Raw genomic sequence first — 26,962 nt, 5'->3', positions numbered from 1 at the left:
GATGGGTGGTCCCTACGCGGCGGACCATCTGGTGGCGTTGCTCGACGCCATCCTGCAACGGTCCGGCAGCAGCCCGGAGGAGGCGGCCATCGTCGCCGCCAACCTCGTGGACTCCGACGCCACCGGCCACGCCAGCCACGGCGTGTGCCAGATCGCCGTCTACGCGAAGAGCCTGGAGTTGGGCCACCTGCAACCCAACCGCCACGCCCGCGTCGTCCGCGACGAGGCGCCGTTCCTGGTGGTGGACGGGGAGGTCGGCTATGGGCAGGTGATCGCGCGGGAGGCGACGGACCTCGCCATCGCGCGGGCCAAGGCGGGCGGGGCTTGCGTGCTCGCCCTGCGCAACGCCCACCACATCGGGCGGGTCGGCGCCTATGGCGAGCAGTGCATCGCGGCCGGCTTGATCGGCGTCTTCTTCGTCAACGTGGTCAGCCGGCCGCTGGCCGCACCCCATGGCGGCGGGCGGCCGCGGCTGGGCACCAACCCGATCTGCATCGCCGTTCCCGCCACGCCGGGCCATCCGCCCTTCCTGCTGGATTTCGCGACCAGCGCGGTGGCGGCCAACAAGTGCCGCGTCGCCGCCGCGTCCGGCAAGGAGGTCGCCGACGGCTTGCTGATCGACGAGCGGGGCGCGCCGACGCGCGATCCCGGCGTGATGTTTCGCGACCCGACCGGCGCCATCCTGCCCTTTGGCGGGCATAAGGGCTATGGGCTGGCGCTGGCCTGCGAGATCCTCGCCGGGGCCTTGGCCGGCGGGCTGCCGGCCCTGCCGGAGAACCTGCGTCCGGGGCGGGTGGTGAACAACGTCCTGGCCTTCCTGATCGACCCGGCGCGGGTGTCCGACGCCGGGAGCGGCGGCTGGCAGGCGTTGACCGACGCGGTGCTGGACCACATCCAGGACACCCCGCCGGTGCCGGGCGGTGACGGCGTGCTGGTGCCCGGCGGGCCGGAGCGGCGGAGCCGGGTGTTGGCCGCTGAGCGCGGCATCACGCTCGACCCCGACACCGTGCGCGCCCTGCACGGGATCGGAGGCGCGCTCGGCCTCGACGTTCCGGCCTTCCTGGGGGCCTGACCGGGTGGGGTCAGGGCAGGATGCGGTTGCGCAGAACCCTGTCCTCCAGGAACAGGCGGGCGGTCTCGGCGGCGTTGCGGCGCATCTCGATCGCCGCCTCGTCGGAATGGAAAGCGTTGTGCGGCGTGACCACGAGCCGGCCGTCCAGCCAGGATTCCCGCCGGCGCCACGCGTCCAGCAGCGGGTGAGGGGCGGGCGGTTCGGTCGGCAGCACGTCCGTCCCGACGGCGGCGACGTGGCCGCTGCGCAGCGCCGCCTCCAGCGGGTCGAGGCCGGCGAACATCTCGCCGCGCGCCGTGTTGACCAGCAGGGCGCCGGGCTTCAGCTTCGCCAGGAAGTCCGCGTCGATCAGGCCGCGGGTCTCCGGCGTCAGCGGACAATGGAAGGTCACGATGTCGGATTCGGCCAGCAACTCGTCCAGCCGGCGGACGCGGCGGTAGCCGACCGCCTTCTCGTGCCCGGCGGGCTGCTGCGGATCGTAGCCGAGGATGCGATAGCCGAAGGGCTTCAGCCGGTTCACCACCGCGGTGCCGATCCGCCCCACGCCAACGACGCCGACCGTCGCCGCGCTCGACCGCCGCAGCGGGGTCAGGGTGTTGGCCTGCCATGTCGTGCTGTAGCCGCGGGCGCGGGCGTCATGCTCCCACAGGCGGCGCTGCAGGGAGAGCAGCAGGGAGACGGCGTGGTCGGCCACCTCCTCCGTCCCGTAATCCGGATTGTTGCAGAAGGGAATGCCCGCGGCCTCCAGCGCCGCCACGTCGACCTTGTCGTAGCCGACACCGAACCGCACGACGACGCGGCAGCGCGGCAGCTTGGCCACCGTCGCTGGGCCGATGCGGGTGCTCCACACCAGCAGCGCGTCCAGCCGGGCCAGACGCTCCGGATCCAGATCCTCCTCGCGGCGGGTGTCGAGGAAATCCACCTCGGCACAGCCGTCCAGAACCGCCGCCTCAAGGTCCGGCGGGGGATCATGTGGTCGGTGATTCCGACGACGAAGGGTGCACGCTTGCCCATGGTCATTCTGCGGTCCGGGTCCTGTTGGTCAAGGGAAATCAACAAATTTCAAGAGTTGTTTTCGATGCGTGGTATATGAAAGCACATGCGATACGGCAAAAGCCAACTTGTTAAATAGGGATTCATGGTGCTCTAATGATGTCAATTCGGGGGCGCCCCGCGGGGTGCTGGACACAGGGAGAGGAACGACGAGCATGCCGTCCCACGACACCGCGCACAGCATCGCCATCGTCGGCGCCGGCTTCACCGGCAGTATCCTGGCGGCCCACCTTCTGCGCAAGGCGGAGGAGCCGACGCGCATCCATCTGATCGAGCGCGCCGGCACGCTGGGCACCGGGCTGGCCTATTCCACCGACAGCGCGGCGCATCTGTTGAACGTGCGCGCCTACAACATGAGCGCCTATCCCGACGACCCGCGCCACTTCCTGCGCTGGCTGTGGGCGAAGGACCTCGGCGGCGACGTGCCGCCCAGCGGCCACGCCTTCGTGTCACGCCGGCTCTACGGCGAGTACATCCAGGATGTGCTGCGCGAGGCGCAGGCGGAGGCCCCCGCCCATGTGACGCTCGACACGGTGCGGGCGGAGGTGGTCGATGCGGCGCTGGACGGTGCCGCCGGCAGCGGCGTGCGTCTGCGGCTTGCCAACGGGGACAGCCTCGCGGTGGACCGGGCGGTGCTCTGTGTCGGGCATTTTCCGCCTTCGCCGCCGCGCATCGCGGCGCCGGAAGTCTTCGCGTCGGAGCGCTACATCGGCGATCCCTGGAACCGCGAGGCCATCGCCGCCATCGATCCGGACGCGCCGGTGCTGATTTTGGGCACCGGGCTGACGATGGTCGATGTGGTGCTGTCCCTGGAGAATCAGGGCCACCGTGGTCCGATCCTGGCGCTGTCGCGTCGCGGACTGCTGCCCACCACCCATCTGGAGACGCGGCCCTTCAAGAGCTTCGTCCATCCCCAGACGATGCCCGGAACGGTGCTGGACGTGCTGATCGCCCTGAAGGCCGACGTCCGCCGCGCGCGGGAGGAGGGGCTGGACTGGCGCGCCGCCTTTGACTCCCTGCGGCCCTTCCACCCTCTGATCTGGAAGCACCTGCCGCTGGAGGAGCGGCAGCGCTTCCTGCGCCACGCCCGGCCATACTGGGAGGTGCACCGCCACCGCATGGCGCCGGAGGTGGCCGCCCGGATCGAGGCGCTGCGCGAGAACGGGCGGCTGACCGTCCGGGCCGGGCGCCTTCAGGCTCTAGCCTTGACCCCCGAGGGGGTGGAGGCGACGGTCCGCGCGCGGGGCGCCGAAGACGCGCTCTGGACACGCACAGTCGGCGCCATCGTCAACGCGACCGGCACCGAATGCGACTTCGGGCGCATCCGCCATCCGCTGATGCGCGCCTTGCTTCAGCAGGGGCTGGCCCGTCCCGACCCCTTGCGCCTCGGCCTCGACGTCACCGAGGAGGGGGCATTGATCGGCGAGGGTGGGGCGGTGACCGACCGCCTCTTCGCGCTCGGACCGGTCAGCCGGGCACCATTCTGGGAGATGACCGCGGTGCCCGAACTGCGTAGCCAATGCGCCGACGCTGCGTTGGCCCTCGTCCGCCGGAACGTGAGGAAACGCCTTTCCGCATAAAGACATTTTCTGCATGTGATTAAAGATCAAATAAACCTATTTGCATGGTAGATTTAAAATGTCTATCATGGCGCCCAGTGTTGATTTCCGCCCGGCGGCCGGAGGCTTTCCCGATTGCCGGCACCGCTCCCGGTCCGCGCGGTTGTCCGCCGTCGCTTCGGTTGAGAAGGAGGATGTCATGCCGGACACCATCTTGCGGCCCACAACCGTGCAGCCCACGACGGAATGCCTGGACCCTCAGGTCATCGCGATGAACGAGGCGGCCGCCCGTCTCGGCGCCGCTCCCGCCGATCCCTTGAGTCTTCCTCTCGCCGAAGCCCGTGCGGCGGCGGAGCGTTATCACGCCTTTCTGAACGGTCCCGCGCCGCTTGCCGTCGATGTGACGGAGGTGGCCGCGGCCGGTCCCGCCGGCCCTTTGGCGTTGCGCCTCTACCGCCCGGCCGACCGCGGCGCCGCGAGGTTGCCCGTCCTGGTCTATTTCCATGGCGGCGGCTTCGTCGTGAACAGCGTGGACACCCACGACCGGCTGCTGAGGCTGCTCGCTCTGCACAGCGGCGCCGTGGTCTGCGCGGTGCGCTACAGTCTGGCGCCGGAGCGCCGCTTCCCGCACCAGCATGAGGAGGCGCTGGCGGCCCTGCATTGGGTTGCCGCGGTTGGGGCGGAGCATGGGATCGACGCGGCCCGGATCGCGGTTGGCGGCGACTCCGCCGGGGCCAACCTCGCGCTTGGCCTCGCCCTCGCCGCCCGTGCGCCGGGGGAGCCGCGGGTGTCGTTCGGGCTGCTGTTCTACGGCATGTTCGCGCATGACTTCGACACCGTGTCGCACCGTCGGTTCGGCGATGGGCGGTACGGCCTGACGACGGCGCGGATGCGCTGGTACTGGGGTCAGTATCTCGGCGGCGCGGCCCCCCCCGACGACCCCCGCGCCGCGCCCTTGCTGGCCGACCTCCGCGGGCTGCCGTCTCTGCTTCTGCTGGCGGCGGATCTCGACTGCCTGCGCGACGACTCCCTCCGTCTGGCGGAGCGGCTGGCCGAAGCGGGCGTTTCCCATCGCCTCGCCGTCCATGATGGGCTTCCCCACTCCTTCGCCACCATGACCCGTCTGGTCGATCAGGCCCACCGTGCCGTTCTGCAGGCCGCCGATGCGGTGCGCCGTCATCTGGACTCCTGAACCCGTTGCGCGTCTCGCGGCGGCACCGTGAGCGGGCTGTGAACGCAAGCCGCTTGCTTATCCCCTGGGAATGCGATAACAGGGCGCGGCGCGCACGGAAGGGTGCGCGTGCGGGCCGATGCGGCCTGTCGTCGGGGTGCTCTCAACATGAGAAAGTTGTTGCATTCCGACGCGGCGCCGCGTAACGTCCGGCCTAGGAAAGTAAAGAAATTCAATGGTTTGAGCCGTTGTGCCCAGTCCATTCGAATGATGAAGTCGCGGTCGTGGCGGAATTGGTAGACGCGCAGCGTTGAGGTCGCTGTGGCAGAAATGCTGTGGAAGTTCGAGTCTTCTCGACCGCACCATCTTTCCTTCGGCGGATCGCCGGATGGATACGAAAATCGGGGCCTTCTCAGGCCCCTTTTTCATGCCCGCCTGCAGCGGGTCCTTTCCTTGATCTCGCTTCCCATTCTTCCAGGCCTCATTCCTCCAGGGTCCAGTTTCCGGCGGTCCGGCAGGTGCGCAGCGGCGCGCCGGCGTCCCGGCCGGCCGGCGTGGTCACGACGTGGGTCAGCGCGAAGCACAGGCGCCCGCGGTCCTTCGGGTCGGCGATGCGGCCCGTCACGGTGATCAATCCGGAACGCAAGCCGTCTCCCGAAACCCATTCCTGACCCGCTGCCGCTCGCTCCGTGCCCGATGCGGCCAGCGCCCCAAGGAAGGCCCCGGCGACCATCGGCTGGTCGTCGTGCTTCATGCGCAGGCGGGAGGCGTTGCTCCAGCCCGGCCCGACCAGAAGCTCCGGAGTCCGGACGTTGACCGCCACGCGGTCGGCGGCGATGGCCACCGCCAATTCCAGCGGGTCTTCGGGCGCCACACCCGGCGGCGTGTCGACCAGTCCGGTCAGGCTGGCAAGACCCGTCCGGGTGCCTTCGCCCATCTTGCCGTCAATCGCCCCGTCGTAGCGCCCCAGCCGGGCCAGCGCCCGCTGGGCGGCCATGATTCGCTCCTCCGGAGTCAGCACGCGCGGGGTGGGCATCGGCGCGCGTCCCTGGTTGATCGCTTCCACGTCCAGCCGATGGTTCAGCCGGCTGAACCCCGGCCCTCCGTTCCACAGGGTCAGCAGGCCGAGATGGACCGCCGCCGCGGCGGACAGCAGGACGAGCGGCCAGGACCCCTGATCCGGCGCACGGACCGGCCCGCCGAAGGCGGCGGCCAGCGCCCCGCGCACCACCCCGCGCACCAGCGCCCACAGGCCCAGCCCGGCGGCGATGGGAATCCCGATGTCCCAGCCCAGCCGCAGCCCCGCCGGGGCCGGCTGCTCGGGCGTCGCGCCGGTCAGCAGAGCCGGACCATCCACGCCCGCCACGAGAAGCAGGACCAGGGCGAGCAGCCCCGCCGCGGCGATCCAACTCCGTGACACGGCGGTGCGGCTGGTCTCGGCGAACCGCTCCGCCAGCACGGCGGCGGTTTCCTTCACGAAGGCGGGGCTGACGCAGCCCTCATGGTCGGCCACGATCGCCGCGGTGTCCGGTTCCCGGCCATCCAGCACCGCCTCGGCGATGGAGCGGGTCAGGCGGTAGGCGCCGGCCAGGGCGAAGGCGTCGGCGGGTGGCAGCGCCGCGATGCGCGCCAGCACCGGGGCCAGCACCGTGTCGAGGAAGGGGGGGAGGGGCGCGGAGTCGGTGTCCGGACCGACGGTTTCCACCTCGAACGGCACGCCGTCGCAGTCCCAGGACAGCGCGACCACCGTGAGCGTGCCGCTGCCCTGGTAGAGAAGCTGCGTGCCGGAATGGCGCACCGTGGCGGGTGCGGGGTTGGCGAGCGCCGCGAAGCCGGCGAAACCGGCCTCCTCCAGCGCCATTCGCACCGCCGCCGGGGCGTCCGGCGGGGCGGTCAGGCTGTAGGAGGGGTGCGCCGTCAGGCGGGGGTGGTGGATGTGGGTGAACTGCCCGACCCCTCCGCAGGTCTCGCAGGCGACCACACCCTCGCCCGCGCAGACCGGGCAGCGGTGCTGGCCGCGTCCGCCGCAGTCCGGGCAATCCGGCGCCTCGGCGGTCGCGCTGTGGGTGCAACGAATCTTGCCGCCGCGGCAGCCGTCGCCGCCGCAGGCCCGCACCCCGCCGCCGTCGCAACCGGTGCAGACCTCATGCAGATAGTAGGGACCACGCAGCGACGGCAGGGGCGGCAACGGCTCCTCCGCCGCGGACATCGCCTCCACCCGCTCGTCCAGCGGGCCGAGCAGCGTGGCGAAGCGGTGGGCCGTTTCCAGCGAAGCCGCCTCGGCGTCCAGGTCGCGGGCCAGCGTCGCGTTCAGTTCGGCGGCGTTGCGGCAGTAGATGGCGAAGCGCACCATCTCCGCCCCCAGCCGGACCTCGACCTCCGTCGCCCAATCGATGCTCAGGGTCAGATGGGCGCCGACCATGACGTCGCGCTGCTGGGCCTGACGGAGCGTCACCCCTTCCGGCGCCGGCACGTTGCCGGAGGCCGCCCGGCGCAGCCGCCGGATCAGGGCGGTCTGCGGAACGGTGGACGGCGATGCGGAAGGGGGCGCGGATGGGGAGGGAGCGGGCCGGTTCAGATCGCCGGGGCTCAGATGGTTCTGCCCGGGTGCGTTTGGACCAAGGTCGTTCCGGTCGAAGTCGAGGCTGTCGGGCATGGGGCGTGCGTGTCCGCGAACAGGGGCGCCGGCACTGGAAAAGGCCGCGGACGCCGGAACGGAAGATCAGGCGGCGACGTCCGGAGCGGGACCGCCGGTGCCCGGCGCCTTGTCGTCGGACTCACGATCGCCGAAGTCCTCGTCCTCGGACGAATCGCCGGAGGTCGGCGTCTCGGCACCGCTGTCCGGGACAGGGGCATGGCGGACCCACCGGCGGCCCTCCATGACGAATCCATGGTCGCGAAACCACAGGCGTTCCGCCTCGTCGGCGGCGCGGAACAGTACCAGGGTCCAGGCGTCGGACGGCTGCGCGCCGTCGCCGCCGTTATCCGGCATCGCGTAGGGCTGGAGCGAATAGGGGAAGTCGTCGCGGGTCACTGCATGCCCCCCTGGTTGGAGCCGCCGTCGCCGGATGGCCGCGCCGAGGCGGGCGGGGGTGCGGACCCGTCCCCCTCGATCGGTTCCAGGTCGCTTTCGGCGGCGTATTTGATGAGACGGCCGTCGGCCAGACGGATGTCGTAGGTCGGCTCACCGGCAAGGGTCCGTGCAACGACGAGGGCCTCCTGGCCCGCAAACCTCACCCGTGTTCCCAACCGCAGCATTCCGCCCCCGACTGTGTCTTGATCGCTGTCGCAGGCTAAGGATTCGGGCGGGGGTGTGCTGTGTCAAAAACCGGACGCCAAAGGAGCAAGGCTGTGCTTGTGGGGTTCTCCCCTTGCGGGGCTTGGTGCGCCGGGCCCTTTGCGCTGTTGATGTGCAAAAGGACAGGTGTGGCGCAGCGATGGAGGTGTTCATGCCCGCACAGCGCGACGACGGCAACCGGAAGCCGTCCGTCATCGATCTGGTGACCGATCCCGAGAAGTTCGATCAATGGCAGCGTCAGCGCGAACGCGACGAGGCGACGGATAAGGGCCGTCAGGGGGAGGGGGAACGGGGCCGCGAGCCGGACCGGGGCCGTTCCGATGCCCCCAGCGGGCGGGATTGAGCGGACGGGACTGGGGGTACGCGAGGGTGACGGCCGGTTACTCGGCGGCCTCGCGGGGCGGCGCCACCTCCGTTGGAATGCCCAGCGGAGCGCCGCAATGGAACTGCATGAGCCGACGCTCGACCCGAATCAGATAGGCGCGCGCGTCCAACCCCACGGGTCCGCGGCTGTGTTCGCGGACGAGCCTGATCGCGCGACAGGCGTGACCGCATTCCGGTGTGGCAAACTGGCACAAGTGGATCGTCCGCCTGAAGGAGTGGGTCCCAAAGTCTTACTCCGTTCGATAGGGTTAGTCGAGCATCGGTTGCGACTCGAATTCAATGTCACAACGTACCGTTCAGCGACTGCGCAGGTTCGGCGCCGGTTGGTAGGCATACGATAGTATGTAACGCCGGGGTGAGACGTCCTGCCATTGCCGGCCAGGCAATGGTTGAAGGGTCAGTTTGACCCCGGGGCGCCTTCGGACTGCGCGCCGGACTGCGTCCCTTCAAGGACTGCCAGATACTCCAGAAGCCGTTCCAGCGTCTCGGTCGGCATCCCGACGGACGGGACGTCGTTGCGCTTTGCGGCCTTCAGCGCGGTGCGGAGGAGGGTGCGGTCGATGTCGGTCAGGCCGGCCATGATGATGACGTGCGTATGAAGCGACGATACGCAACCTGTATCATCAAGACACGCAACCACGCCATGCTCAATCGGCGGGCAGGCGCATGAAACAGCGGACCCCGGGACCGGCGCCTCGCCCTGGCCCCCGCGAACGGATGCGCGCTTCCGAACCTCTCTGTCACATCCTGGTGACACGGCGTGCCATACTTTTGCCGCGACACCGAAGAGTATAGGTATCCCTTTTCCCGGTTCGCCGGAACCGCAGCCATTCGCCAACAAGAGACTCCGAACGGTGATGCAGACCTCCTCCGCCTTCCGCTGCCGGATCGGCCGGCTTCTGGCAGCCCTGATGCTGTGTGGCGCGCTTGCGGCGGGTGCCGTCGTTCCATCGGCCCTGGCCCAGTCCGCCGCTCCGGCGGCGGAGGCGGCGGCGGACTTCAAGACCAAGCTGCCGCAATGGCAGAACGCCTTGGAGAGGGCGGCCAACCGCATCGCCGGGGGTGATCTGGCGAACACGGAATATGAGACCCTGCGCGCCGATCTGGCGAAGATCCAGCATGAGGTCCGGGAAGCCGGCGCGGCGGCGGCGGCGGCCCGCGACACCGCCCAGCGCATGCTGGACGCGTTGGGTCCGCCGCCGGCCCAGGGCGCTCCGCCGGAGGAGGCGGGGATCGCCGCGGAGCGCAAGCGCCTGACCCAGACCATCGGCGAGGCGGAAGGGCGGACCAAGCAGACCGAGTTGATCGTCACCCGCGCCGACATCCTGCTGCGCACCGCCGCCGACCAGCGCATGACCCAGCTCACCGAGCAGATCGTCCGGCGCGGCCCGGTGCCGCTGCTGCCCGCCACCTGGGCCGCCCTGCCCGAGCAGACCGCCTATGTGCAGGAGCGCATCGGGCGGGCCTTCGGCATCGTCATGGGCGACGACGAGTGGCGCGGTCGCCTGTACGGTCTGGGCGCGCTCGCCGCTGTCCTGTTCCTGGTCGCCTGGCCGGTGCGCCGGGTGCTGCTGCGCCGCTACGGCCACCGCGATCTGGAGGAGCGGCCCAGCTACCGCCAGCGGGTGGTGGCGATGGCGGTGGAGGCGCTGGCCCGCTGTCTGGTGCCGCTGGTGCCGACGCTGGTGCTGAGCGGCGCCCTGGTCGGGCTGCTGCGCGACGCCGCCGATGCCGGTCCGCTGACCGCTCTGGTGGTCGGGGTGTCGGGCGGCCTGACCGCCTATTTCCTGGTCACCGGCGTCGCCCGCGCCACCCTGGCGCCCGACCATCCGTCCTGGCAGCTCGCCAACCTCGACCCGGACAGCGCGCGCCGTCTGGTCCGCCGCGTCCCGCTCGTCATGATCGGGCTGGCCCTGGCCGGTACCGGCATCGCTTTGTCGGAGGGGATGTTCACCCCGCCGGAGCTGCGGTCAATCACCGGCTTCGGCACCATGGCGCTGATCGCCGTGTCGCTGCTGTTCCTCTACCCCGATCACCTCTGGCTGGCCGCCCCGCCGCCCGACGCGGAGGAGACCGACGATTGCGGATGCCCGGAGCCGATGCCCGGGGCCGCAGTGGACGTCACCCTGCCACCGCCGGCCGCGACCCCTGCTGCCGCCGAGGCGGAGGACGTGCCGCCCGCCCGCCCACGGGTCGTCGGGCTGCGTCTGCGTCTGCTGATCGGCGCGGTGGCGCTCGCCTCGCTGGTTGCCTCGGGCGCCGGCTATCTGGTCGGTGCGATCTACGCCTCGAAGCTGATGCTAACCACGCTCATCATCGGCGGCGTCCTGCTGGTGGCGCGCGGCGTCCTGCGCGAGCTGCTGTGCGTCCTGCTGGAGCGCGGCAGTGGGCAGGTGGCCGAGGTGCGCGACATCGTGATCGCCACCGACCGCGGCCGGCGGATGCTGGGGCAGGCCGGACGGACGGTGATCGACGGGCTGCTGCTGACCGTGGCGGCCTTCTTCCTGCTGCCGCTGACCGGCATGACCCTGTCGGAGATGAAGGGGCTGGCCGACGGCTTCCTCAGCGGCGTCACCGTGGGCGGCGTGCGCATCGCGCCGGGCGACATCATGTCGGCGCTGATGGTGCTGGGCGTCGTCGTCGCGGTGACCCGCTTCATCCAGCGCCAGCTCGACGAGCGCATCCTCGGCCGCGTCAACATGGACGACGGCGTGCGCAACTCCATCCGCATGGGTGTGGGCTATCTCGGAACCACCATGGCGGTGCTGATGTCAGTCGGCACGCTGGGGCTCGACCTGTCCAGCCTCGCCATGATCGCGTCCGCCCTGTCGGTCGGTATCGGTTTCGGCCTGCAGAACGTCGTCAGCAACTTCATCTCCGGCCTGATCATGCTGGTCGAGCGGCCGGTGAAGGTGGGCGACTGGGTGGTCGTCAACGGGCTGGAAGGCACGGTGCGCCGGATCAGCGTGCGCGCGACGGAGATCCAGACCTTCCAGCGCGCTTCCGTCATCATCCCGAACTCGGAGTTCATCTCCAAGTCGGTGGTCAACTGGACGCTCAAGGACAAGACCACCCGCATCGAGATCAAGGTCCGCATCACCTACGACACCGACGCCCGGCAGGTCTACGCGCTGCTGCTGAGGATCGGCTACGGCCACGCCCAGGTGCTGCGCAACCCGGAGCCGGTGGTGATGTTCCGCGACTTCGGGCCGAGCGGGCCGGAGTTCGAGCTGCGCTGCTTCGTCGCCAACACCGAGCACATCATCCCGGTGCGCAACGAGCTGCGCATGCGCATCCTGGAACAGTTCCGCGAACAGGGCATCCAGATGCCCTTCGACCAGCAGACCGTCCACATGCCGAAGGTCGAGGCGATGCTGGAGGTCCTCCTGGCCGAGCGCCGCGCCCAGTCCGGCGGCGTGCCGGAGCTTCAGGTGGTCGCCGACGGCGGCAAGGTCGTGCCGCTGGCCGACACGCTCAGCGACCGCGGACCGCGCACCGCCACCTGACGACTTAGGGCTGCGGCTCCGCCGGCTTGCGGCGCCGCAACTGGGTCACCTTGGGCGGGGCCGCGGCAGGGGCGGGGAGGGGTTGCCAGCCGGCGATGGCGCGCACGCAGCGCAGCGCCTCCGGGTTGTTGGCGAAGACCGGGAACAGCCGGCGCAACTCCACCACTGCGGACCATTCGCCGCGGTCGTGGAAGGCCCGGCGGATCGTTTCGGCTTCGCTTTCGCTGACGGTGAACATGGCGCCAGAGTGCCCCACGGACCGGTGGCGCGCAAGTCGTCTCGGCGCCGGGAGCAGCGCTTTGCCGTGGCCCGCAGGCCCTGTCAAGGAAAGTTGTTCACAGGGGAGTGCATCCTTCGCTTGACTCCCGTTGCCGGGCGGGGCAGGCGCCGGGCCGGGCGCGAAAGCAAGCCCGGCGCGCGAAAAATCCTTGATCGGCGCGGTTTTCTAATGTGCCTAAAAATCAGGCATTTCTGCCCGACCCCTTGAGGGGCCGCCTGTCCCTTCGGTTACCCCTCGATTCGCCAACAGAGTTATCCACAGAATCTGGGGATATCCGAAATATTGAAATATCAGTCGGGCCGAGCCGTCACGCCTGCCCATCACGCCGGACGGCGGATCAGCCGCACCGCTCCGACGCCCAGCAGCATGGTCAGCACGCCGCCGAACAGGAACAGGGCGGGCAGGCCGACCCGATCGGCGACCGCCCCGTAGACCACCGGCCCGATCCCCTGTCCCAGGAAGAAGGAGGAAGCGAAGAGGGCGAGCGCCGACCCACGCGCCGTCGCCGACAGCTCCGTCGCCTGGGTCTGCATGGTGTTGTGCAGCATGTAGAAGCCGAATCCGGCGACCAGGAACAGCAGGGACACCACCGGCCAGGGCACCGGGGCGAGCATCGCCAGATAGGAGCCGCCGGCCACCAGACCGCCGGCCCCCATCATCCCCCATTGGCCGAGCGTGCCGAGCAGGCGCCGCACGATGAAGCTGTAGACGACTCCGCCGATGGCGAAGGCGGCGAGCGTCACCCCGGCCTCGAACGCGCCCTCCGCCCCGTGGCGGGACAGCATGGGGGCGACGAAGGGGAAGACGCCGAAGATCAGCAGCCCTTCCGCCGCCACCGTCGCGAACACCCAGACCGACACCGGATTCGCCAGGACGGAGGCGTAGCGCGCCCGCGCGTCAGCCATGGACAGGGGATGCCGCTCCTCCCGCTCGCCCTTCAGGAGGAGGGCGGCGGTCAGGGCGATCAGTCCGGTCACCACGGCGGCCAGGGCGAAGACGGTGCGCCAGCCCGCCACCTCCGACAGGGCGCCGGCCACCGCGGAACCGGACATCTGGCCGAGGATCACCGCCAGCAGGAAACGGCTGATGGCGAACTGCCGCTCCGTGTAGACCACCCGGTCGCCGATCAGCGCCATGGAGGCCGGGATGATTCCCCCGGCGAAGGCGCCGGCCAGCATCCGCGAGGCCAGAACGGTGTAGTAGCCGGGGGCCACCGCCGACAGCGCCACGCCGATGGTCAGGACGACCAGCGACAGGCGGATCAGCCGGGTCTTGCCGATGGCGTCGCCCACCGGTCCCAGGATCAACTGCATCGCTGCGTAGGGCAGGGTGTAGGCGGAGGAGAGCAGGGCCGCCTCGGCCACGCCGATGCCGAGGTCCGACGCGATGACGGTCAGCATCGGGTCGGTGGTCCGCAGCGAAAAGGCGCTCGCGAAACCGGCGAGGCCGAGCATCAGGATGAGAAGGCGCATGGGAGGGCGTCGGCCGGTCTATGGTCTGGGGCGGGCGGGGGGACAACCCTAAAGCAGGTGCGGCCGTCCGACGCACGGCAAGATGGCCATGGCACCCATGCGCGTGCATGATCCGACACGCCTCGACCGCCGTATAGGACAAGGCCGTACCGACCAGAGCCGCCGACCGGGAGACCACCATGCCGACGATCCGCGATGCCGCCCAATCCGCCGCCCGATCCGTTTCCGTGATGCTGTCCGCCGTCCTGACGCTGTCCGCGGCCGTCCCCAGCGCGGCGGCGGCGGCCGACGCGCTCGACTGGGCGGCGCTGCCCCTGCCGGCCATCGACGGCGGCACGCTCGCGCCCGATGCCTTCCGGGGCAAGGCGGTGCTGCTGGTCAACACGGCGTCGCAATGCGGCTACACCGGCCAGTATGAGGGGCTGCAGACGCTCTGGGCGGGACGGCGCGACCGCGGGCTGGTTGTGCTGGGGGTGCCGAGCAACGATTTCGGCGGGCAGGAGCCCGGCAGCAACGCCCAGGTCGCCTCCTTCTGCGAACTCAACTACGGCGTCGATTTCCCCCTGATGGAGAAGCAGTCCGTCACCGGACCGCAGGCCCACCCGCTCTACCGCTGGGCGGCGGCGGTCACCGGGCCGCAGGGCGTGCCGCGCTGGAACTTCCACAAGATCCTGATCGGCCGCGACGGACGCCTGCTGGAATGGTTCGGCAGTTCGGTCACGCCGGACTCCGCCACCCTGACCGCGGCCGTGGACAAGGCGCTGGCCCAGCCCTCTGCTAAGCCGTAAGCGCATGGACGCGCTGTCCTTTGAGGACCGCCGGGCCTCGGTCGTCCGGCTGCTGTCCTACGGTGGGTTGGTGCCCTTCGTCGGCGGCACCGCGCTGGCCTGGATGGCGGAGGGCGACGGGCAGGGCGCCGTGGTTCGGGCGGTGGTCGTCTACGCGGTGTCGATCCTGTCCTTCATCGGCGCCATCCACTGGGGCCGCGTCCTTTCTAGGCGGGACGGCGAGACGAGCGGGCCGGCGTGGCTGGCCTGGGGAGTCGCGCCGTCGCTGCTGGGGTGGGGCGCCACCCTGCTGCCGTCCGGCCTGACGGTGCCGGCGCTGATCCTGTCCTTCCTCCTCGCCTGGGCGGTGGACCGCAGCGCGGCGGCGGACGGACGCTATCCCCGCTGGTTCGGCACGCTGCGGACGCGCCTGACCATCGTCGTCTGCCTGACGCTCGCCGCGCTCATCCCGTTGGCTGCGTGACCGCTTCGCGGTGCGGCACCAGCGCCGCGGCCTTCAGCAGCACCTCCGGCCCGGAGCCGGGGAGATGGGCGTTCTCGCTGATGTGGCGGCGCCATGCGCGGGCGCCGGGCAGGCCCTGGAACAGCCCCAGCATGTGCCGGGTGATCGCCGACAGCGGCGCGCCCTGGCGCATCCGCTCCTCGGCGTAGGCCGCCATCGCCTCAACCACCGCGTAGCGGTCGGGGCCGGGCTCCCCGCCGAACAGACGGCGGTCGGCGTCGGCCAGGATGTAGGGCGTCTCGTAGGCGGCGCGCCCGATCATCACGCTGTCCAGCGTGGCGAGATGCCCTTCCGCTTCGTCCAGGGTGCGGATGCCGCCGTTGATGGCGATGGTGAGCTGCGGGTTTTCCTGCTTCAGCCGGTGCACGAGGTCGTAGCGCAGCGGCGGGATGTCCCGGTTCTCCTTGGGGCTGAGCCCTTTCAGCCACGCCTTGCGGGCGTGCACGATGAAGTGGGTGCAGCCGGCGGCGGACACGGTGCGGACGAACTGGTCGAGCGTCGGCCATTCCTCCATCTCGTCGATGGCGATCCGCGACTTCACGGTGATGGGGATCGACACCGCCTCGCGCATGGCGCCGACCAAGCGGGCGACCAGATCGGGCTCGGCCATCAGGCAGGCGCCGAAGCGGCCCGACTGCACGCGGTCGCTCGGGCAGCCGACGTTCAGGTTGACCTCGTCATAGCCCCACTCCTCGGCGATGCGGGCGCAGGCAGCCAGTTCCGCCGGGTCCGACCCGCCGAGTTGGAGCGCCACCGGATGCTCCGCCGCGTCGTAGCCGAGCAGCCGCTCGCGGTCGCCGTGCAGCACGGCGCCGGTGGTGACCATCTCGGTGTAGAGCAGCGTGTTCTTGGACAGCAGGCGATGGAAGGTCCGGCAATGGCGGTCCGTCCAGTCCATCATCGGGGCGACGCTGAGGGCTATGGCGGGCATGGGCGGGGACTGTCTGTGAATCGGGAACGGCGGCGCACCAATTGGACCAAGCCGGCCCGGATGGCAAGGGGGGAGGAGGTTTTGTCGCCTTGGATTACCAGCCCTCTCCCCTCCGGGGAGAGGGTGGCCCGCAGGGCCGGTGAGGGGGATATGCATGGCGATACGTCCGGCACAAGCGCAACCCCCTCACCGCAACCCCCTCACCGCAACCCCCTCACCGCAACCCCCTCACCCTAACCCTCTCCCCGGAGGGGAGAGGGGATAAAATCACGCCCGCTGGCGACCCCGCGCGGGCTTGCCGTGGGAAGAGCGGGTGCCGGACAGCACGGCCTTCACCTTCGCCAGATGGTGCCGCGCCTCGGCGCCGAGCTTCAGGGCCACGCCGGTGGACAGCACGTCGATGATCGCCAGATGGACGAGGCGGGAGGCCATCGGCGTGTAGATCTCGGCGTCTTCGACCGGGGTGTGGCCGATAGCGACCGACGAGACGGCGGCAAGCGGCGAGCCCGGCGCGGTGATCGCGATGACCGGGATGCCCAGGTCGCGGGCCATCTGCGCCAGCTCCGTCACCATCACGGTGCGCCCGGTGTTGGAGATCGCCAGCAGGACGCCGCGCGCGCCCAGATTGACCGCCAGCATGCGGACCATCATCGGGTCGGCGCTGGCCTGCGCCGCCATGCCGAAGCGCATGAACTTGTGCGCCGCGTCCTCCGCCACCACCGCCGAGGCGCCGGTGCCGATGCACAGGATGCTGGAGGCGTCGGCCAGCAGCTCCACGGCGCGGGAAACCGCGGCCATGTCCAGCGCGCCGGCTGCGTCGTTCAGAGCGGCGGCGGCGGATGAAAAGATTTTTCTCGCGACGGTCGGAGTCTCGTCGTCCGGGGCCACGTCCTGGCTGACGAAGGGAGTGCCGCGGGCCTGCCCTTCGGCCAGCCGCAGCTTGAAGTCGGGGAAGCCGGCACAGCCGATGCTGCGGCAGAAGCGGACGACGGTCGCCTCGCTGACCCCGGCGGCCTGGGCCAGCACGGTGATGCTCTGCCCCAGGACTTTCTGCGGCTCGACCAGCACCATCTCGGCGACCTGGGCTTCGGAACGCTTCAGCTCCGGCAGGCGGCCGCGGATGTGATCGAGGATGTTCACCGGCTGGAGCATCGAAACGGACCGTCCATCCCTGAAAGCGTTTTTGGTCCCCAGCGTTCTTGGCCCCGGGGCGTCTTCGGGCGGCGGACCGTACCACCGCCGGTGCCAATGGCATAGCGCGCCCTGGCCTTTCGGCGGAGTTCGTCGCGCCGCTTCCCATGATCCCCAAGCTATGCGGCGCGGCGTGGCTTGTGAAGATAATTTTCGTCACTATGCCGATCGTTGGGCGGTTCGAGCGTCGATATGAAGAAAATCTTCTTCACTCGGTTGCGGGACTCCTCTATTTTCCGAAACAGAAAATTCAAGGTCCCGGCAAGAGACCCCGGCAAGAGACCAAGTGGGAGGAACCCCGACCCGCCGCCCGGCCCCGCTGCCGGTGCGTCGCGCCGCCCGTGCCTTTCCGCGCCGTCCCCTGCCGCCGCCCCTTCCGATCAGGTGAGCCCCGCCGCGAGGCAGGCCGAGGAGTGTGCATGAAGCGCTTGGTGGAAGCGCTGGAGATGGTCACCGAATGGATCATGGCGCTGATGCTCGCCGTGATGGTGGCGCTGGTCTTCGGCAACGTGGTTCTGCGGTACGGTTTCAACAGCGGCATCGTCGCCGCCGAGGAACTGGCCCGCCTGATGTTCGTCTGGCTGGTCTTCCTGGGCGCCACCCTGGCGCTGCGCCGCCACCAGCATCTCGGGCTGGACATCCTCCAGGCCCGCCTGCCGGCCCGCGTCCGCCGGGCCTGCGCCGTCATCAGCCATCTGCTGATGATCTACGCACTGTGGCTGTTCATCCAGGGGAGCTGGTTCCAGCTTCTGATCGGGATGGAGACGCGCTCCACCGTGCTCAGCTTCCCCATGGCCTTCTACGCCGCCGCGGGCTTTTTCCCGGCGATCGCCATGGCGCTGACGATCATCGCCAACCTCTGGAAAATCCTGTCGGGCGACGCGACGGCGCACATCCCTGGCAACGGCGACCCCCACGGCGTCACCGCCCCGCAGGGCGGCCCTATCGCCGAGCATTGATTCCGTCCGGCCTTCTGAAAGCGGAGCCCGTTCCATGGCCCTTGCGGTCTTCCTCTCCTCGCTGTTCGGCCTGATGCTGCTCGGCATGCCCATCGCCTTCGCCCTGATGCTGACGGGCGTGGCGCTGATGGTGCATCTCGACTTCTTCGACGCCCAGCTCGTCGCCCAGAACATGCTGAGCGGCGCCGACAACTACCCGCTGATGGCGGTGCCCTTCTTCATCCTGGCCGGCGAGCTGATGAACGCCGGCGGCATCTCGCAGCGGATCATCAACCTCGCGGTCAGCCTCGTCGGGCACATCCGCGGCGGCCTGGGCTATGTGACCATCGGCGCGTCGGTGATGCTGGCCAGCCTGTCCGGCTCGGCCATCGCCGACACGGCGGCGCTCGCCACGCTGCTGATTCCGATGATGCGCGACAACGGCTATCCGGTGCCGCGCTCCGCCGGCCTGATCGCGTCGGGCGGCATCATCGCCCCGATCATCCCGCCCAGCATGCCCTTCATCATCTTCGGCGTGACCACCAACACCTCGATCAGCGGCCTGTTCATGGCCGGCATCGTGCCCGGCCTGCTGATGGGCGCCGGTCTGGTCATCACCTGGATGTTCGTGGTGCGCGGCATGACCGTGAAGCTGCAGCCCAAGGCGAGCTGGGGCGAGCGCCGCACCGCGCTGGTCGAGGGCGTCTGGGCGCTGGCCCTGCCGGTCATCATCATCGGCGGCCTGCGCGGCGGCATCTTCACGCCGACCGAGGCCGCGGTGGTCGCCGCCGTCTATTCGCTGGTCGTGGCGCTGTTCGTCTACCGGCAGGTGACGCTGAAGGATCTGGTGCCGCTGCTGGTCCAGGCCGCGCGCACCACCAGCACGGTGATGTTCCTGTGCGCGGCGGCTCTGGTGTCGTCCTACATGGTGACCCTGGCCGACCTGCCGCAGCAGATGAACGAGATGCTGGCCCCGCTGCTGCACGAGCCAAAGCTGCTGATGGTCGCCATCACGCTGCTGCTGCTGGCCGTCGGCACAGTGATGGACCTGACGCCGACGATCCTGGTGCTCGGCCCCGTGCTGACCCCGCTGGCCGCGGCGGCGGGCATCGACCCGACCTATTTCGGCGTGATGTTCGTCCTGACCGGCACGCTGGGCCTGATCCATCCGCCGGTCTGCACGGTGCTGAACGTGGTGTGCGGCGTCGCCCGCATCTCGCTGGAAAGCGCCACGCGCGGCATCTGGCCGTTCCTGCTGACCTACCTGCTTCTGCTGTGCCTGCTGATCGCCGTTCCGGAGATCGTCACGGCCCCGCTGGCCTTTTTCCGCCATTAATCACAAACGCTCACAGGGAAGAACCGACCCATGAAGCTGCTCCGTTCCGTCCTTCTGGCGACCGGCCTCGCCGCCGCCATCCTCGCCCCCGTCGCCGCCTCCGCCCAGGACATCAAGCCGCGGCTGATCCGCTTCGGCTACGGCCTGTCGGAGAGCAGCAACCAGGGCCGCGCCGTGAAGTTCTTCGTCGAGGACATGGCGAAGCGCTCCGGCGGCAAGCTGAAGGTCAAGGGCTTCGCCGACGCCAGCCTGGGCAGCGACATCCAGATGCAGAACGCCCTGATCGGCGGCGCGCAGGAGATGATGGTCGGCTCGACCGCCACGCTGGTCGGCATCGTCAAGGACTTCGCCGTCTTCGACCTGCCGTTCCTGTTCAACAACGAGCAGGAGGCCGACGCCGTGTTCGACGGCCCCTTCGGCCAGAAGCTGGCGGCCAAGCTGAACGACAAGGGCCTCGTCGGCCTCGTCTACTGGGAGAACGGCTTCCGCAACCTGACCAACAGCAAGCGCCCGGTCGAGAAGGTCGAGGACCTGAAGGGCATCAAGCTGCGCGTCATGCAGAACCCGGTCTACATCGACATGTTCAACGGCTTCGGCGCCAACGCCGTGCCGCTGTCCTTCTCCGAGCTGTTCACCGCCATGGAGACGGGCACCGTGGACGGCCAGGAGAACCCGGTCACCACCATCCAGTCCTCGAAGTTCTACGAGGTCCAGAAGTACCTGACCATTTCCAAGCACGTCTACAGCCCGTGGATCGTCCTGGCCTCCAAGCGCTGGTACGACGGCCTGTCCGCCGACGAGCGCAAGATCATCAACGAGGCTGCCGTCGCCTCGCGCGACTTCGAGCGCAAGGACAGCCGCGAGGCGTCGAAGCAGAGCATCGCCTACCTGAAGGACAAGGGCATGCAGATCAACGAGCTGAGCGACGCCGAGCTGGGCCGCATGCGTGAGATGGTCAAGCCGGCCATGGACAAGTTCGCCGCCGACGGCGGCGCCGACCTGCTGAACGAGCTGCAGGGCGAGATCAGCAAGGTCCGCAAGTAAGGCTTTGAACATCCCTCTCCCGCCCCGGGAGAGGGAAGGGGCCCGCGCGACGCGCGGGAAGGGTGAGGGTGCGGCAACGGATCAGCGCGTTGATCCTCGTTCAACCCTCACCCGGCGCCTTCGGCGCCACCCTCTCCCGGGGCGGGAGAGGGGATTTTCTTCCTTCACTTCACCCGCTCGCCGGTGAACGGGTTCCAGCCCACCGCGGCCAGCGCCGTCCAGGCCGTCACCGCCAAGTGGGGGCGGCGGTAGTAACGGAAATCGTCCGTGGTACTGTCCGGCCCGATGGCGAGGCCGGTGGTGATGCTGTCCTCGCGCGTCGCCCAGACATGGCCGCCGCGGCTGACCTCCTTGCCGACCTCGGCCAGAAGCCGCTGCGCGTCGTCCGACCGCCCCAGCAGGCGGTAGACCAGCGCGGCCTGCGCCGTGCCTTCCACCCACATCCCGTCGCGGTCGTCGTTGAAGTCGAAACCGCCGTCGACCCCGTGGGCCTTCTCCGCATAATCCAGCGCCGCCCGCCACGCCTCCGGCGCGCCGCGCAGCAGCAGCGGCCAGAGCTGGGCGTCCAGACCGGACGTGGCCCGGTTGACCGTCACCCCGTCCGGCGCCGTGCCGGTGGGGAAATGCCCGCCGCCGTCCGCCCACATGCGGTCGAGGAAGCCGCGTGCCGCCTTCTCCGGCCCGGCCCAGTCGCCGCCCCCTTCCCTGGGGGTGCCGCTGCGCTCCAGCCAGCCGAACAGGGCGACGAGGTCGGTGTTGTGCTCCGTCGCCTTCCAGGTCAGGGCCTGCGGCTTGTCGTCGAAGCCCTGGACGCCGCCGTTGAAGCCGCCCGGCCCGCGCGGGTCGGCGGTGTTGGCCACCACCCAGCGCGCCAGCTCCGCGGCACCGTTGCGGAAGCGCGCCTCGCCCGTCGCCTGGCCCAGCGTCATCAGGGCCAGCCCCGCCCAGGCGACGTTGCCGGTGGCGGAGCCGACTTGATAGGCGTCCTCGAACCAGCGGTTGGCGGTGACGTCCCACCAGCCGTTGGGCGGGATCGGCTTCTGGGTCTGGGCGCCGGCGCGGTAGGTGTTGCGCAGCCGCCCCTGGCGCCGCGCACGGTCCAGCGTGGCGGCGGAGAGCAGCGATTCGCCGATGCGCAGCGCCGGTTCCGTCTTGCCGCAGGCGACCAGGGCGATGACAGCCAGCGCGTTGTCGTAGGTGAAGGCGGCCTCGCGCAACGGCAGCTCCGACGTCTGGCCGACGCCGAAGCTGCTGTCGTAGCTGCGCAGGAACACCGGGCCGGAGCCGGGGATCTCCGCCACCCGCGACTCCAGCGTGCCGCAGGTCTTTCCGGCCAGCGCCGCCGCGCCATCCTCGGCCTGGGCGGTGCCGGACGCGACCCCGGAGGCCGCCAGTGTGCCGACACCGGCGGCGAGAAGCCACGCGGCCAGACGGCTTGTTCGCTTCATCGAAGACTCTCCCATTCCGGTCCCGGCGCCGCTCAGCCTTCGAAGGCGCGGACGGACTGGCGCTGCTCGCCCAGCCCTTCGACGCCGAGGCGCATGGTCTGGCCGGGCTGGAGCCAGGGGTGGTTCGGCCCGCGGCCCAGCGCCACGCCCTGCGGCGTGCCGGTGGCGATGACGTCGCCCGGCAGCAGGGTCATGAAGCGGCTGATGTAGGACACGATCTCGGCGACGCCGAAGATCATGTCGGCGGTCGTGCTGTCCTGCATCGGCTGGCCGTCGACCTCCAGCCACAGGCGCAGCGCCTGCGGGTCGGGCACCTCGTCGCGGGTGACCATCCAGGGGCCGATCGGGCAGAAGCTGTCGGCGCTCTTGCCCTTGACCCACTGGCCGGTGCTCTCGGTCTGGAAGGCGCGCTCCGACACGTCGTTGAGGACGCAATAGCCGGCGATGTGGTCGAAGGCGTCGGCCTGTTCGACGTAGCGGGCGGTGCGCCCGATGACGATGCCGAGTTCGACCTCCCAATCGAGCTTGGTGGCGCCCCTCGGCATCTGGACCGGGTCGTTGGGGCCGCAGATGGAGGTGGTCGCCTTCATGAACAGCACCGGCTCCGCCGGCTCGGGCAGACCGGATTCGGCGGCGTGGGCGCGGTAGTTCAGCCCGACGCAGACCACCTTGGACACGCCGGTGACGCAGGGGCCGAGCCGGGTCCCGTCCGGCACCTGGGCCAGCCGGTCGGTGTCGAGCGTGCGCAGATGGGCCAGACCGTCCTCGGTCAGGGTGGACGGACCGATGTCCGACACCACGCCCGACAGGTCGCGGATCACGCCGTTGCGGTCCAGAAGGCCCGGACGCTCATGGCCCGGCGGGCCGAATCGCAGAAGTTTCATCAGGCTAAACCCTTCCCGTTCCCGAAGGTTGAGCCGCGCCTCTCCTCCGGTGAGTGCTGTCCGGTCCCGGCCAAAGCCGGAAAGGGGCTGTTCCGTCGCGGTCCGGTCTGGTGTACCCTTTTTTCAGCCCATGGGGAAACCAGACGGGAGGCGGATATGCCGGTGTGGCGCCGTTACCTCGTGAAGGAAACGACCGGGCGGCTGGTCGAGCTGCCGAGCCGCCAGTACGACCGCGCCGACGACGGCACGGCGCCGATCCCCGACTACGCCGGTCGCTGCGTTGAACTGGTGTCGGCGGTGCTGGTCGGCAACCAGGGCGCCGCGCCCACGGTGACCGAGGTCGCCTTCACCAAGCTGTATTTCGACCAGTCGGGATTCGTGGACGCCGCCAAGCGGGAGCGGATGATCCGCCTGATGCTGGAAAGCTGCGCCGACCGGCGCTGCCGCAGGCCGGCCCGGCGGACGGGGTGCACCGACTGCAACGCTCTGGCGGAGCGCGCCGACGCCGCGCGCAGCGAGCTGATGCGCGACTTCGAATGGGCTCCGGCCCCGGCGGAGGTCACCGCCGCGCTGTTCGTCCTGGGACCGCCCGGCAGCGCCGCGCCATTGCACTGACGCTCCCCTTTTGCTCGGCCTCTCCCTCGAAAAGTCACATCCCTCCACCTCTTCCCCCATGCCAGGACGCCCCCATATGGCTTCTGGCACAGGAGGAGGAGCCCCGATGCATCGCCGCGCCGCCATCCGCCGCTCGCTGCTTGCCCAGCCCGCGTTTGCCCGGCCTACGTTTGCCAAGCCCACGCTTGCCCGCGTCCGGCAACTCGCTCTGATCGGCACGGGGTGGAGTCTGATCGGCTTGGGCGCCCTGATGTCGCCGTTGCCGGGGCCATTCGGCTTTCCGGTGGCGTTTGCCGGCGGGGTGATCCTTCTACGCAACTCAGCGGACGCCCGCCGCCTGTTCGTGCGGCTGAAGCGCCGCCACCCCCGGCTGCTCAGCCCGGTCGAGCGCATCCGCGTCAAGCTGCGCCACCGCCGCAACGCGGCCAAGGCCAAGGCGGCCGCCACCGCGTGAAGGGGCTGCACGGTCGCTCGTCCAACCCTCGGTCTTCCCGTGATCAGGCTTGAGCGGACCCGCGCGCGTCTGCCGGTGGGCAATCGCGAATCGCCCACCGGGATCCGGTCCGTTGTCCGCGGTCAGGCCCGTTTGCGGGCGGCGGGTTTCTCGTCGCTGTCCCCATCGGATTTCGCGGCGTCGGATTTCGCGGCGTCAGCCTCCGCGGTGTTGGCCTTTTTGGCAGCCGCCTTCTTCGGAGCGGCCTTCTTCACCGCGTCCTTCTTCACCGCGTCCTTCTTGGCCGACTCCTTTTTCGCCGCCGTCGCCTTGGCCTTCGTTGCCTTCTCGGCCTTGGCGGGCGCTTCGGCGCCATCCACGGCAGGTTCGGCCTCCTTCGGGGCCTTGCCTTTCTTGGCGGCGTCCTTGGCGGCCTTGGCCTCCAGCAGCTCCAGCGCCTGCTCCAGCGTCACGCTGTCCGCTTCCGTGCCCTTGGGGATGGAGGCGTAGACGGAGCCGTGCTTGACGTAGGGACCGAAGCGACCCGAGCCGGTGGTCACCGGCTTGCCGGTCTTCGGATGATCGCCCAGCGTCTTGGCGGGGGCGGACGCCTTCTTGGCGGCGCCCGCCAGCAGGTCGACCGCGCGGTTGATGCCGATGGTCAGCACGTCGTCGTCGGGCGTCAGCGACTTGTAGACGCTGCCGTGCTTCAGGTAGGGGCCGAAGCGGCCGATGCCGGCGCTGATGTCCTCGCCCGTTTCCGGGTGGTTGCCGATGCTGCGCGGCAGGGCGAGCAGCTTCAGCGCCGTGTCGAGGTCCACGTCGGCGGCGGCCATGCCCTTGGGCAGGGAGACGCGCTTGGGCTTCGGCGCCTCGGTCTTGACCTTCTTCTTGCCCTTGGTCTTCTTGCCGTCGACCGGCGCCTCCTCCACCACGGCCTCGGCCGGGGCGGCGGCCACCGGGGGCGGGCCGAGCTGGATGTAGGCGCCGTAGGGGCCGCGCCGCACGGTCACCGGCAGGCTGGTTTCGGGGTCGTTGCCCAGCTCGCGCGGGCCTTCCTGCGCCTCGCCGTTCTCGTCGTTGGCGACGGCGAGCGGGCGGGTGTAGCGGCAGTCCGGGTAGCGCGAGCAGCCGATGAAGGCGCCCATCTTGCCGAGCTTCAGCCCCAGCCGACCCTGGCTGCACACCGGGCAGACGCGCGGGTCGTGGCCCGGCGAGTCGCTGTTGGCGTTGGTCGGGAAGAAGTGCGGCCCCAGCTCCTCGTCCAACGTGGTGAGGACCTGGGTGATGGTCAGGTCCTTGGTTCCGTCCACCGCGACGTGGAAGGCGCGCCAGAAGTCGCGCAGCACGGTCTTCCAGTCGATCCGCCCGTCGGAGATCTCGTCGAGCTTGTTCTCCAGGTCGGCGGTGAAGTTGTACTCGACGTACCGGTTGAAGAAATTCTTCAGGAAGGCGGTGACCAGACGGCCGCGGTCTTCCGGAATGAAGCGCCGCTTGTCCAGCCGCACGTAGTTGCGGTCCTGGAGCACCTGGAGGATGGAGGCGTAGGTGGACGGGCGGCCGATGCCCAACTCCTCCAACTTCTTGACCAGGCTCGCCTCGGTGTAGCGGGGCGGCGGTTGGGTGAAATGCTGTTCCGGGCTGATGTCGCCGCGGGCGAGGGCATCGCCTTGCTCCATGGCCGGCAGGCGGCGCTCCTGGTCGTCGTCGGCGGCGCCGTCGTCGCGGTCCTCCTGATAGACCTTGAGGAAGCCGTCGAACACGACGACCGAACCGGTGGCGCGCAGCACGACGTCCTTGGACGGCGAGGCGATGTCCACCGCCACCTGATCCAACACCGCGCTTTCCATCTGGCTGGCCAGCGTGCGCTTCCAGATCAGTTCGTACAGACGCAGCTCGTCGCCTTCCAGGTAGGAGGAAACCTCCTCCGGACGGCGGAACAGGTCGGTCGGGCGGATGGCCTCGTGCGCTTCCTGGGCGTTCTTGGCGGCGGTCTTGTAGACACGCGGCTGCGCCGGGACGTAGCGCTCGCCCCAATGGGAACCGATCAGGTTGCGGGCGCCCTCGATGGCTTCCTGCGACAGGCTGACGCCGTCGGTTCGCATGTAGGTGATCAGGCCGACCGTCTCGCCGCCGATGTCCACGCCCTCGTACAGCCGCTGCGCGGTGCGCATGGTGCGGGTGGCGCCGAAGCCCAGCTTGCGCGATGCCTCCTGCTGCAGGGTCGAGGTGGTGAAGGGCGGGGAGGGGTTGCGGCGGCTCTGCTTGCGCTCCACCGTCGCGACCGAGAAGGCCTGTGGGCTGATCCGCGCCACCGCGGCCTCGGCCGCCTCGCGGGCGGGCAGGGCGAACTTGTCGAGCCGCTTGCCGTCGAGCTGGGTGAGCTGGGCCGTGAAGGAGGCGCCGCCCGGCGTGGCGAAGCCCACCTCGATGGTCCAGTATTCCTGCGGCTTGAAGACCTCGATCTCCGACTCGCGCTCGCAGATCAGGCGCAGTGCCACCGACTGGACGCGGCCCGCCGAGCGGGAGCCCGGCAACTTGCGCCACAGCACCGGCGACAGGGTGAAGCCCACCAGATAATCGAGGGCGCGGCGGGCCAGATAGGCGTCCACCAGCTCCCGCGACACGTCGCGCGGAGCTTCCAGCGCGGCCTGGACGGCGGACTTGGTGATTTCGTTGAAGGTGATGCGCTGGACCTTGGAGTCGTCGATCAGCCGCTTTTCACGCAGCAGCTCCGACAAATGCCAGGCGATGGCTTCCCCTTCGCGATCCGGGTCGGTTGCGAGATAGACGCGTTCCGCCCCTTTGACCGCCTTGGCGATCTCGTCGATGTGGCGCTTGGAGCGGTCGCCCAGCTCCCAGTCCATGGCGAAGTCCTCGTCCGGACGCACCGATCCGTCGCGCGCCGGAAGGTCGCGCACATGGCCGAAGCTGGCGACCACGGTGTAGTCCGAGCCAAGGTATTTGTTGATGGTTTTCGCCTTGGCCGGCGATTCGACGATGACGACGTTGCTGCCCGGCAAGAGTCCGCGCCCCTGAAAGTGCCTATCCCATACA

General features: G+C 69.7%; 24 protein-coding genes and 1 tRNA gene. 13 read left to right on the top strand and 12 right to left on the bottom strand.

Annotation, left to right across the window (positions count from 1 at the left end; genetic code table 11):
- Position 1: 1 nt before the first annotated feature.
- The gene (locus tag Sp245p_RS17310) at positions 2-1,072 is read left to right on the top strand and encodes a malate/lactate/ureidoglycolate dehydrogenase (protein WP_014197414.1); all 1,071 of its coding nucleotides are present in this window, start codon (positions 2-4) and stop codon (positions 1,070-1,072) included.
- Between the two features lie 10 nt (positions 1,073-1,082).
- On the opposite strand, the gene Sp245p_RS17305 is transcribed toward Sp245p_RS17310, so the two are convergent.
- The gene (locus tag Sp245p_RS17305) at positions 1,083-1,994 is read right to left on the bottom strand and encodes a C-terminal binding protein (RefSeq protein ID WP_246119790.1); all 912 of its coding nucleotides are present in this window, start codon (positions 1,992-1,994) and stop codon (positions 1,083-1,085) included.
- Between the two features lie 286 nt (positions 1,995-2,280).
- On the opposite strand from Sp245p_RS17305, the gene Sp245p_RS17300 reads away from it, so the two are divergent.
- From Sp245p_RS17300 to Sp245p_RS17290, 3 genes are all read left to right on the top strand, one after another.
- Positions 2,281-3,705: an FAD/NAD(P)-binding protein gene (locus tag Sp245p_RS17300; protein ID WP_014197412.1), complete on the top strand. Its 1,425-nt coding sequence runs from the start codon at positions 2,281-2,283 to the stop codon at positions 3,703-3,705.
- 178 nt (positions 3,706-3,883) lie between these two features.
- On the top strand, positions 3,884-4,876 hold the full coding sequence (locus Sp245p_RS17295; protein WP_014197410.1) for an alpha/beta hydrolase fold domain-containing protein: 993 nt from the start codon (positions 3,884-3,886) through the stop codon (positions 4,874-4,876).
- A 257-nt stretch (positions 4,877-5,133) separates the two neighbouring features.
- Positions 5,134-5,220, top strand: a tRNA-Leu gene (locus tag Sp245p_RS17290).
- Between the two features lie 116 nt (positions 5,221-5,336).
- On the opposite strand, the gene Sp245p_RS35790 is transcribed toward Sp245p_RS17290, so the two are convergent.
- The 3 genes from Sp245p_RS35790 to Sp245p_RS17275 form a co-directional block, all read right to left on the bottom strand.
- A complete protein-coding gene (locus tag Sp245p_RS35790) occupies positions 5,337-7,511 on the bottom strand; it encodes a hypothetical protein (RefSeq protein WP_246119789.1) in 2,175 nt (724 codons plus the stop codon).
- Positions 7,512-7,577: 66 nt separating this feature from the next.
- Entirely contained in the window at positions 7,578-7,889 is a 312-nt protein-coding gene (locus tag Sp245p_RS17280; RefSeq protein ID WP_014197406.1) for a hypothetical protein, read from the bottom strand.
- On the bottom strand, positions 7,886-8,092 hold the full coding sequence (locus tag Sp245p_RS17275; RefSeq protein WP_041812279.1) for a hypothetical protein: 207 nt from the start codon (positions 8,090-8,092) through the stop codon (positions 7,886-7,888). Before Sp245p_RS17275 ends, Sp245p_RS17280 begins: the two co-directional genes overlap by 4 nt.
- A 212-nt stretch (positions 8,093-8,304) precedes the next feature.
- Between Sp245p_RS17275 and Sp245p_RS17270 the strand changes: the two genes are divergently transcribed.
- Positions 8,305-8,496: a hypothetical protein gene (locus Sp245p_RS17270; protein ID WP_129557186.1), complete on the top strand. Its 192-nt coding sequence runs from the start codon at positions 8,305-8,307 to the stop codon at positions 8,494-8,496.
- Between the two features lie 438 nt (positions 8,497-8,934).
- Here the strand turns inward: Sp245p_RS17270 and Sp245p_RS17265 are convergent, their stop codons facing one another.
- Positions 8,935-9,117 carry a hypothetical protein gene (locus tag Sp245p_RS17265; protein ID WP_014197401.1) on the bottom strand — a complete coding sequence of 61 codons (183 nt, stop codon included), beginning with the start codon at positions 9,115-9,117 and terminating at the stop codon, positions 8,935-8,937.
- A gap of 277 nt (positions 9,118-9,394) precedes the next feature.
- Here Sp245p_RS17265 and Sp245p_RS17260 point away from each other — a divergent pair, with 277 nt between their 5' ends.
- On the top strand, positions 9,395-12,043 hold the full coding sequence (locus Sp245p_RS17260) for a DUF3772 domain-containing protein (RefSeq protein ID WP_109138705.1): 2,649 nt from the start codon (positions 9,395-9,397) through the stop codon (positions 12,041-12,043).
- Between the two features lie 4 nt (positions 12,044-12,047).
- Here Sp245p_RS17260 and Sp245p_RS17255 read toward each other — a convergent pair whose 3' ends face one another.
- A complete protein-coding gene (locus Sp245p_RS17255) occupies positions 12,048-12,281 on the bottom strand; it encodes a hypothetical protein (RefSeq protein ID WP_014197397.1) in 234 nt (77 codons plus the stop codon).
- Positions 12,282-12,643: 362 nt separating this feature from the next.
- Entirely contained in the window at positions 12,644-13,795 is a 1,152-nt protein-coding gene (locus Sp245p_RS17250; protein ID WP_014197396.1) for an MFS transporter, read from the bottom strand.
- Positions 13,796-13,974: 179 nt separating this feature from the next.
- Between Sp245p_RS17250 and Sp245p_RS17245 the strand changes: the two genes are divergently transcribed.
- Together Sp245p_RS17245 and Sp245p_RS17240 are read left to right on the top strand one after the other, a co-directional pair.
- The gene (locus Sp245p_RS17245) at positions 13,975-14,583 is read left to right on the top strand and encodes a glutathione peroxidase (RefSeq protein WP_014197395.1); all 609 of its coding nucleotides are present in this window, start codon (positions 13,975-13,977) and stop codon (positions 14,581-14,583) included.
- A 4-nt stretch (positions 14,584-14,587) separates the two neighbouring features.
- Positions 14,588-15,046 (top strand): DUF3429 domain-containing protein, encoded by a 459-nt coding sequence (locus Sp245p_RS17240; RefSeq protein WP_014197394.1) that lies wholly within the window; start codon positions 14,588-14,590, stop codon positions 15,044-15,046.
- On the opposite strand, the gene dusA is transcribed toward Sp245p_RS17240, so the two are convergent.
- Together dusA and hexR are read right to left on the bottom strand one after the other, a co-directional pair.
- Entirely contained in the window at positions 15,027-16,016 is a 990-nt protein-coding gene (gene dusA, locus Sp245p_RS17235; protein WP_014197393.1) for a tRNA dihydrouridine(20/20a) synthase DusA, read from the bottom strand. The genes Sp245p_RS17240 and dusA overlap by 20 nt on opposite strands.
- 267 nt (positions 16,017-16,283) lie before the next feature.
- Positions 16,284-17,168, bottom strand: a complete 885-nt coding sequence (gene hexR / locus Sp245p_RS17230; RefSeq protein ID WP_014197391.1) for a transcriptional regulator HexR — start codon at positions 17,166-17,168, stop codon at positions 16,284-16,286.
- Positions 17,169-17,626: 458 nt separating this feature from the next.
- Here hexR and Sp245p_RS17225 point away from each other — a divergent pair, with 458 nt between their 5' ends.
- Genes Sp245p_RS17225 through Sp245p_RS17215 form a run of 3 tightly spaced genes read left to right on the top strand, consistent with a single transcriptional unit; the run spans position 17,627 to position 20,525 of the window.
- Complete coding sequence (locus tag Sp245p_RS17225) at positions 17,627-18,166, top strand: TRAP transporter small permease (protein WP_014197390.1); 540 nt, start codon at positions 17,627-17,629, stop codon at positions 18,164-18,166.
- A gap of 34 nt (positions 18,167-18,200) precedes the next feature.
- Entirely contained in the window at positions 18,201-19,481 is a 1,281-nt protein-coding gene (locus tag Sp245p_RS17220; RefSeq protein WP_014197389.1) for a TRAP transporter large permease, read from the top strand.
- 30 nt (positions 19,482-19,511) lie between these two features.
- Positions 19,512-20,525 carry a TRAP transporter substrate-binding protein gene (locus Sp245p_RS17215; protein ID WP_014197388.1) on the top strand — a complete coding sequence of 338 codons (1,014 nt, stop codon included), beginning with the start codon at positions 19,512-19,514 and terminating at the stop codon, positions 20,523-20,525.
- 164 nt (positions 20,526-20,689) lie between these two features.
- On the opposite strand, the gene Sp245p_RS17205 is transcribed toward Sp245p_RS17215, so the two are convergent.
- Positions 20,690-21,973, bottom strand: a complete 1,284-nt coding sequence (locus Sp245p_RS17205; RefSeq protein WP_014197387.1) for a PH domain-containing protein — start codon at positions 21,971-21,973, stop codon at positions 20,690-20,692.
- Between the two features lie 32 nt (positions 21,974-22,005).
- A complete protein-coding gene (locus Sp245p_RS17200; protein ID WP_014197386.1) occupies positions 22,006-22,857 on the bottom strand; it encodes a fumarylacetoacetate hydrolase family protein in 852 nt (283 codons plus the stop codon).
- Positions 22,858-23,013: 156 nt separating this feature from the next.
- Here Sp245p_RS17200 and Sp245p_RS17195 point away from each other — a divergent pair, with 156 nt between their 5' ends.
- Together Sp245p_RS17195 and Sp245p_RS34965 are read left to right on the top strand one after the other, a co-directional pair.
- Positions 23,014-23,472: a hypothetical protein gene (locus tag Sp245p_RS17195; protein WP_014197385.1), complete on the top strand. Its 459-nt coding sequence runs from the start codon at positions 23,014-23,016 to the stop codon at positions 23,470-23,472.
- Positions 23,473-23,578: 106 nt separating this feature from the next.
- Positions 23,579-23,926 carry a conserved exported protein of unknown function gene (locus Sp245p_RS34965; protein ID WP_014197384.1) on the top strand — a complete coding sequence of 116 codons (348 nt, stop codon included), beginning with the start codon at positions 23,579-23,581 and terminating at the stop codon, positions 23,924-23,926.
- Positions 23,927-24,048: 122 nt separating this feature from the next.
- Here the strand turns inward: Sp245p_RS34965 and topA are convergent, their stop codons facing one another.
- Entirely contained in the window at positions 24,049-26,928 is a 2,880-nt protein-coding gene (gene topA / locus Sp245p_RS17185) for a type I DNA topoisomerase (RefSeq protein WP_014197383.1), read from the bottom strand.
- Between the last annotated feature and the right edge of the window lie 34 nt (positions 26,929-26,962).

It is taken from the genome of Azospirillum baldaniorum (genome assembly GCF_003119195.2).
GTDB classification, from domain to species: domain Bacteria; phylum Pseudomonadota; class Alphaproteobacteria; order Azospirillales; family Azospirillaceae; genus Azospirillum; species Azospirillum baldaniorum.
This window is presented reverse-complemented; position numbering and strand designations above follow the sequence as displayed.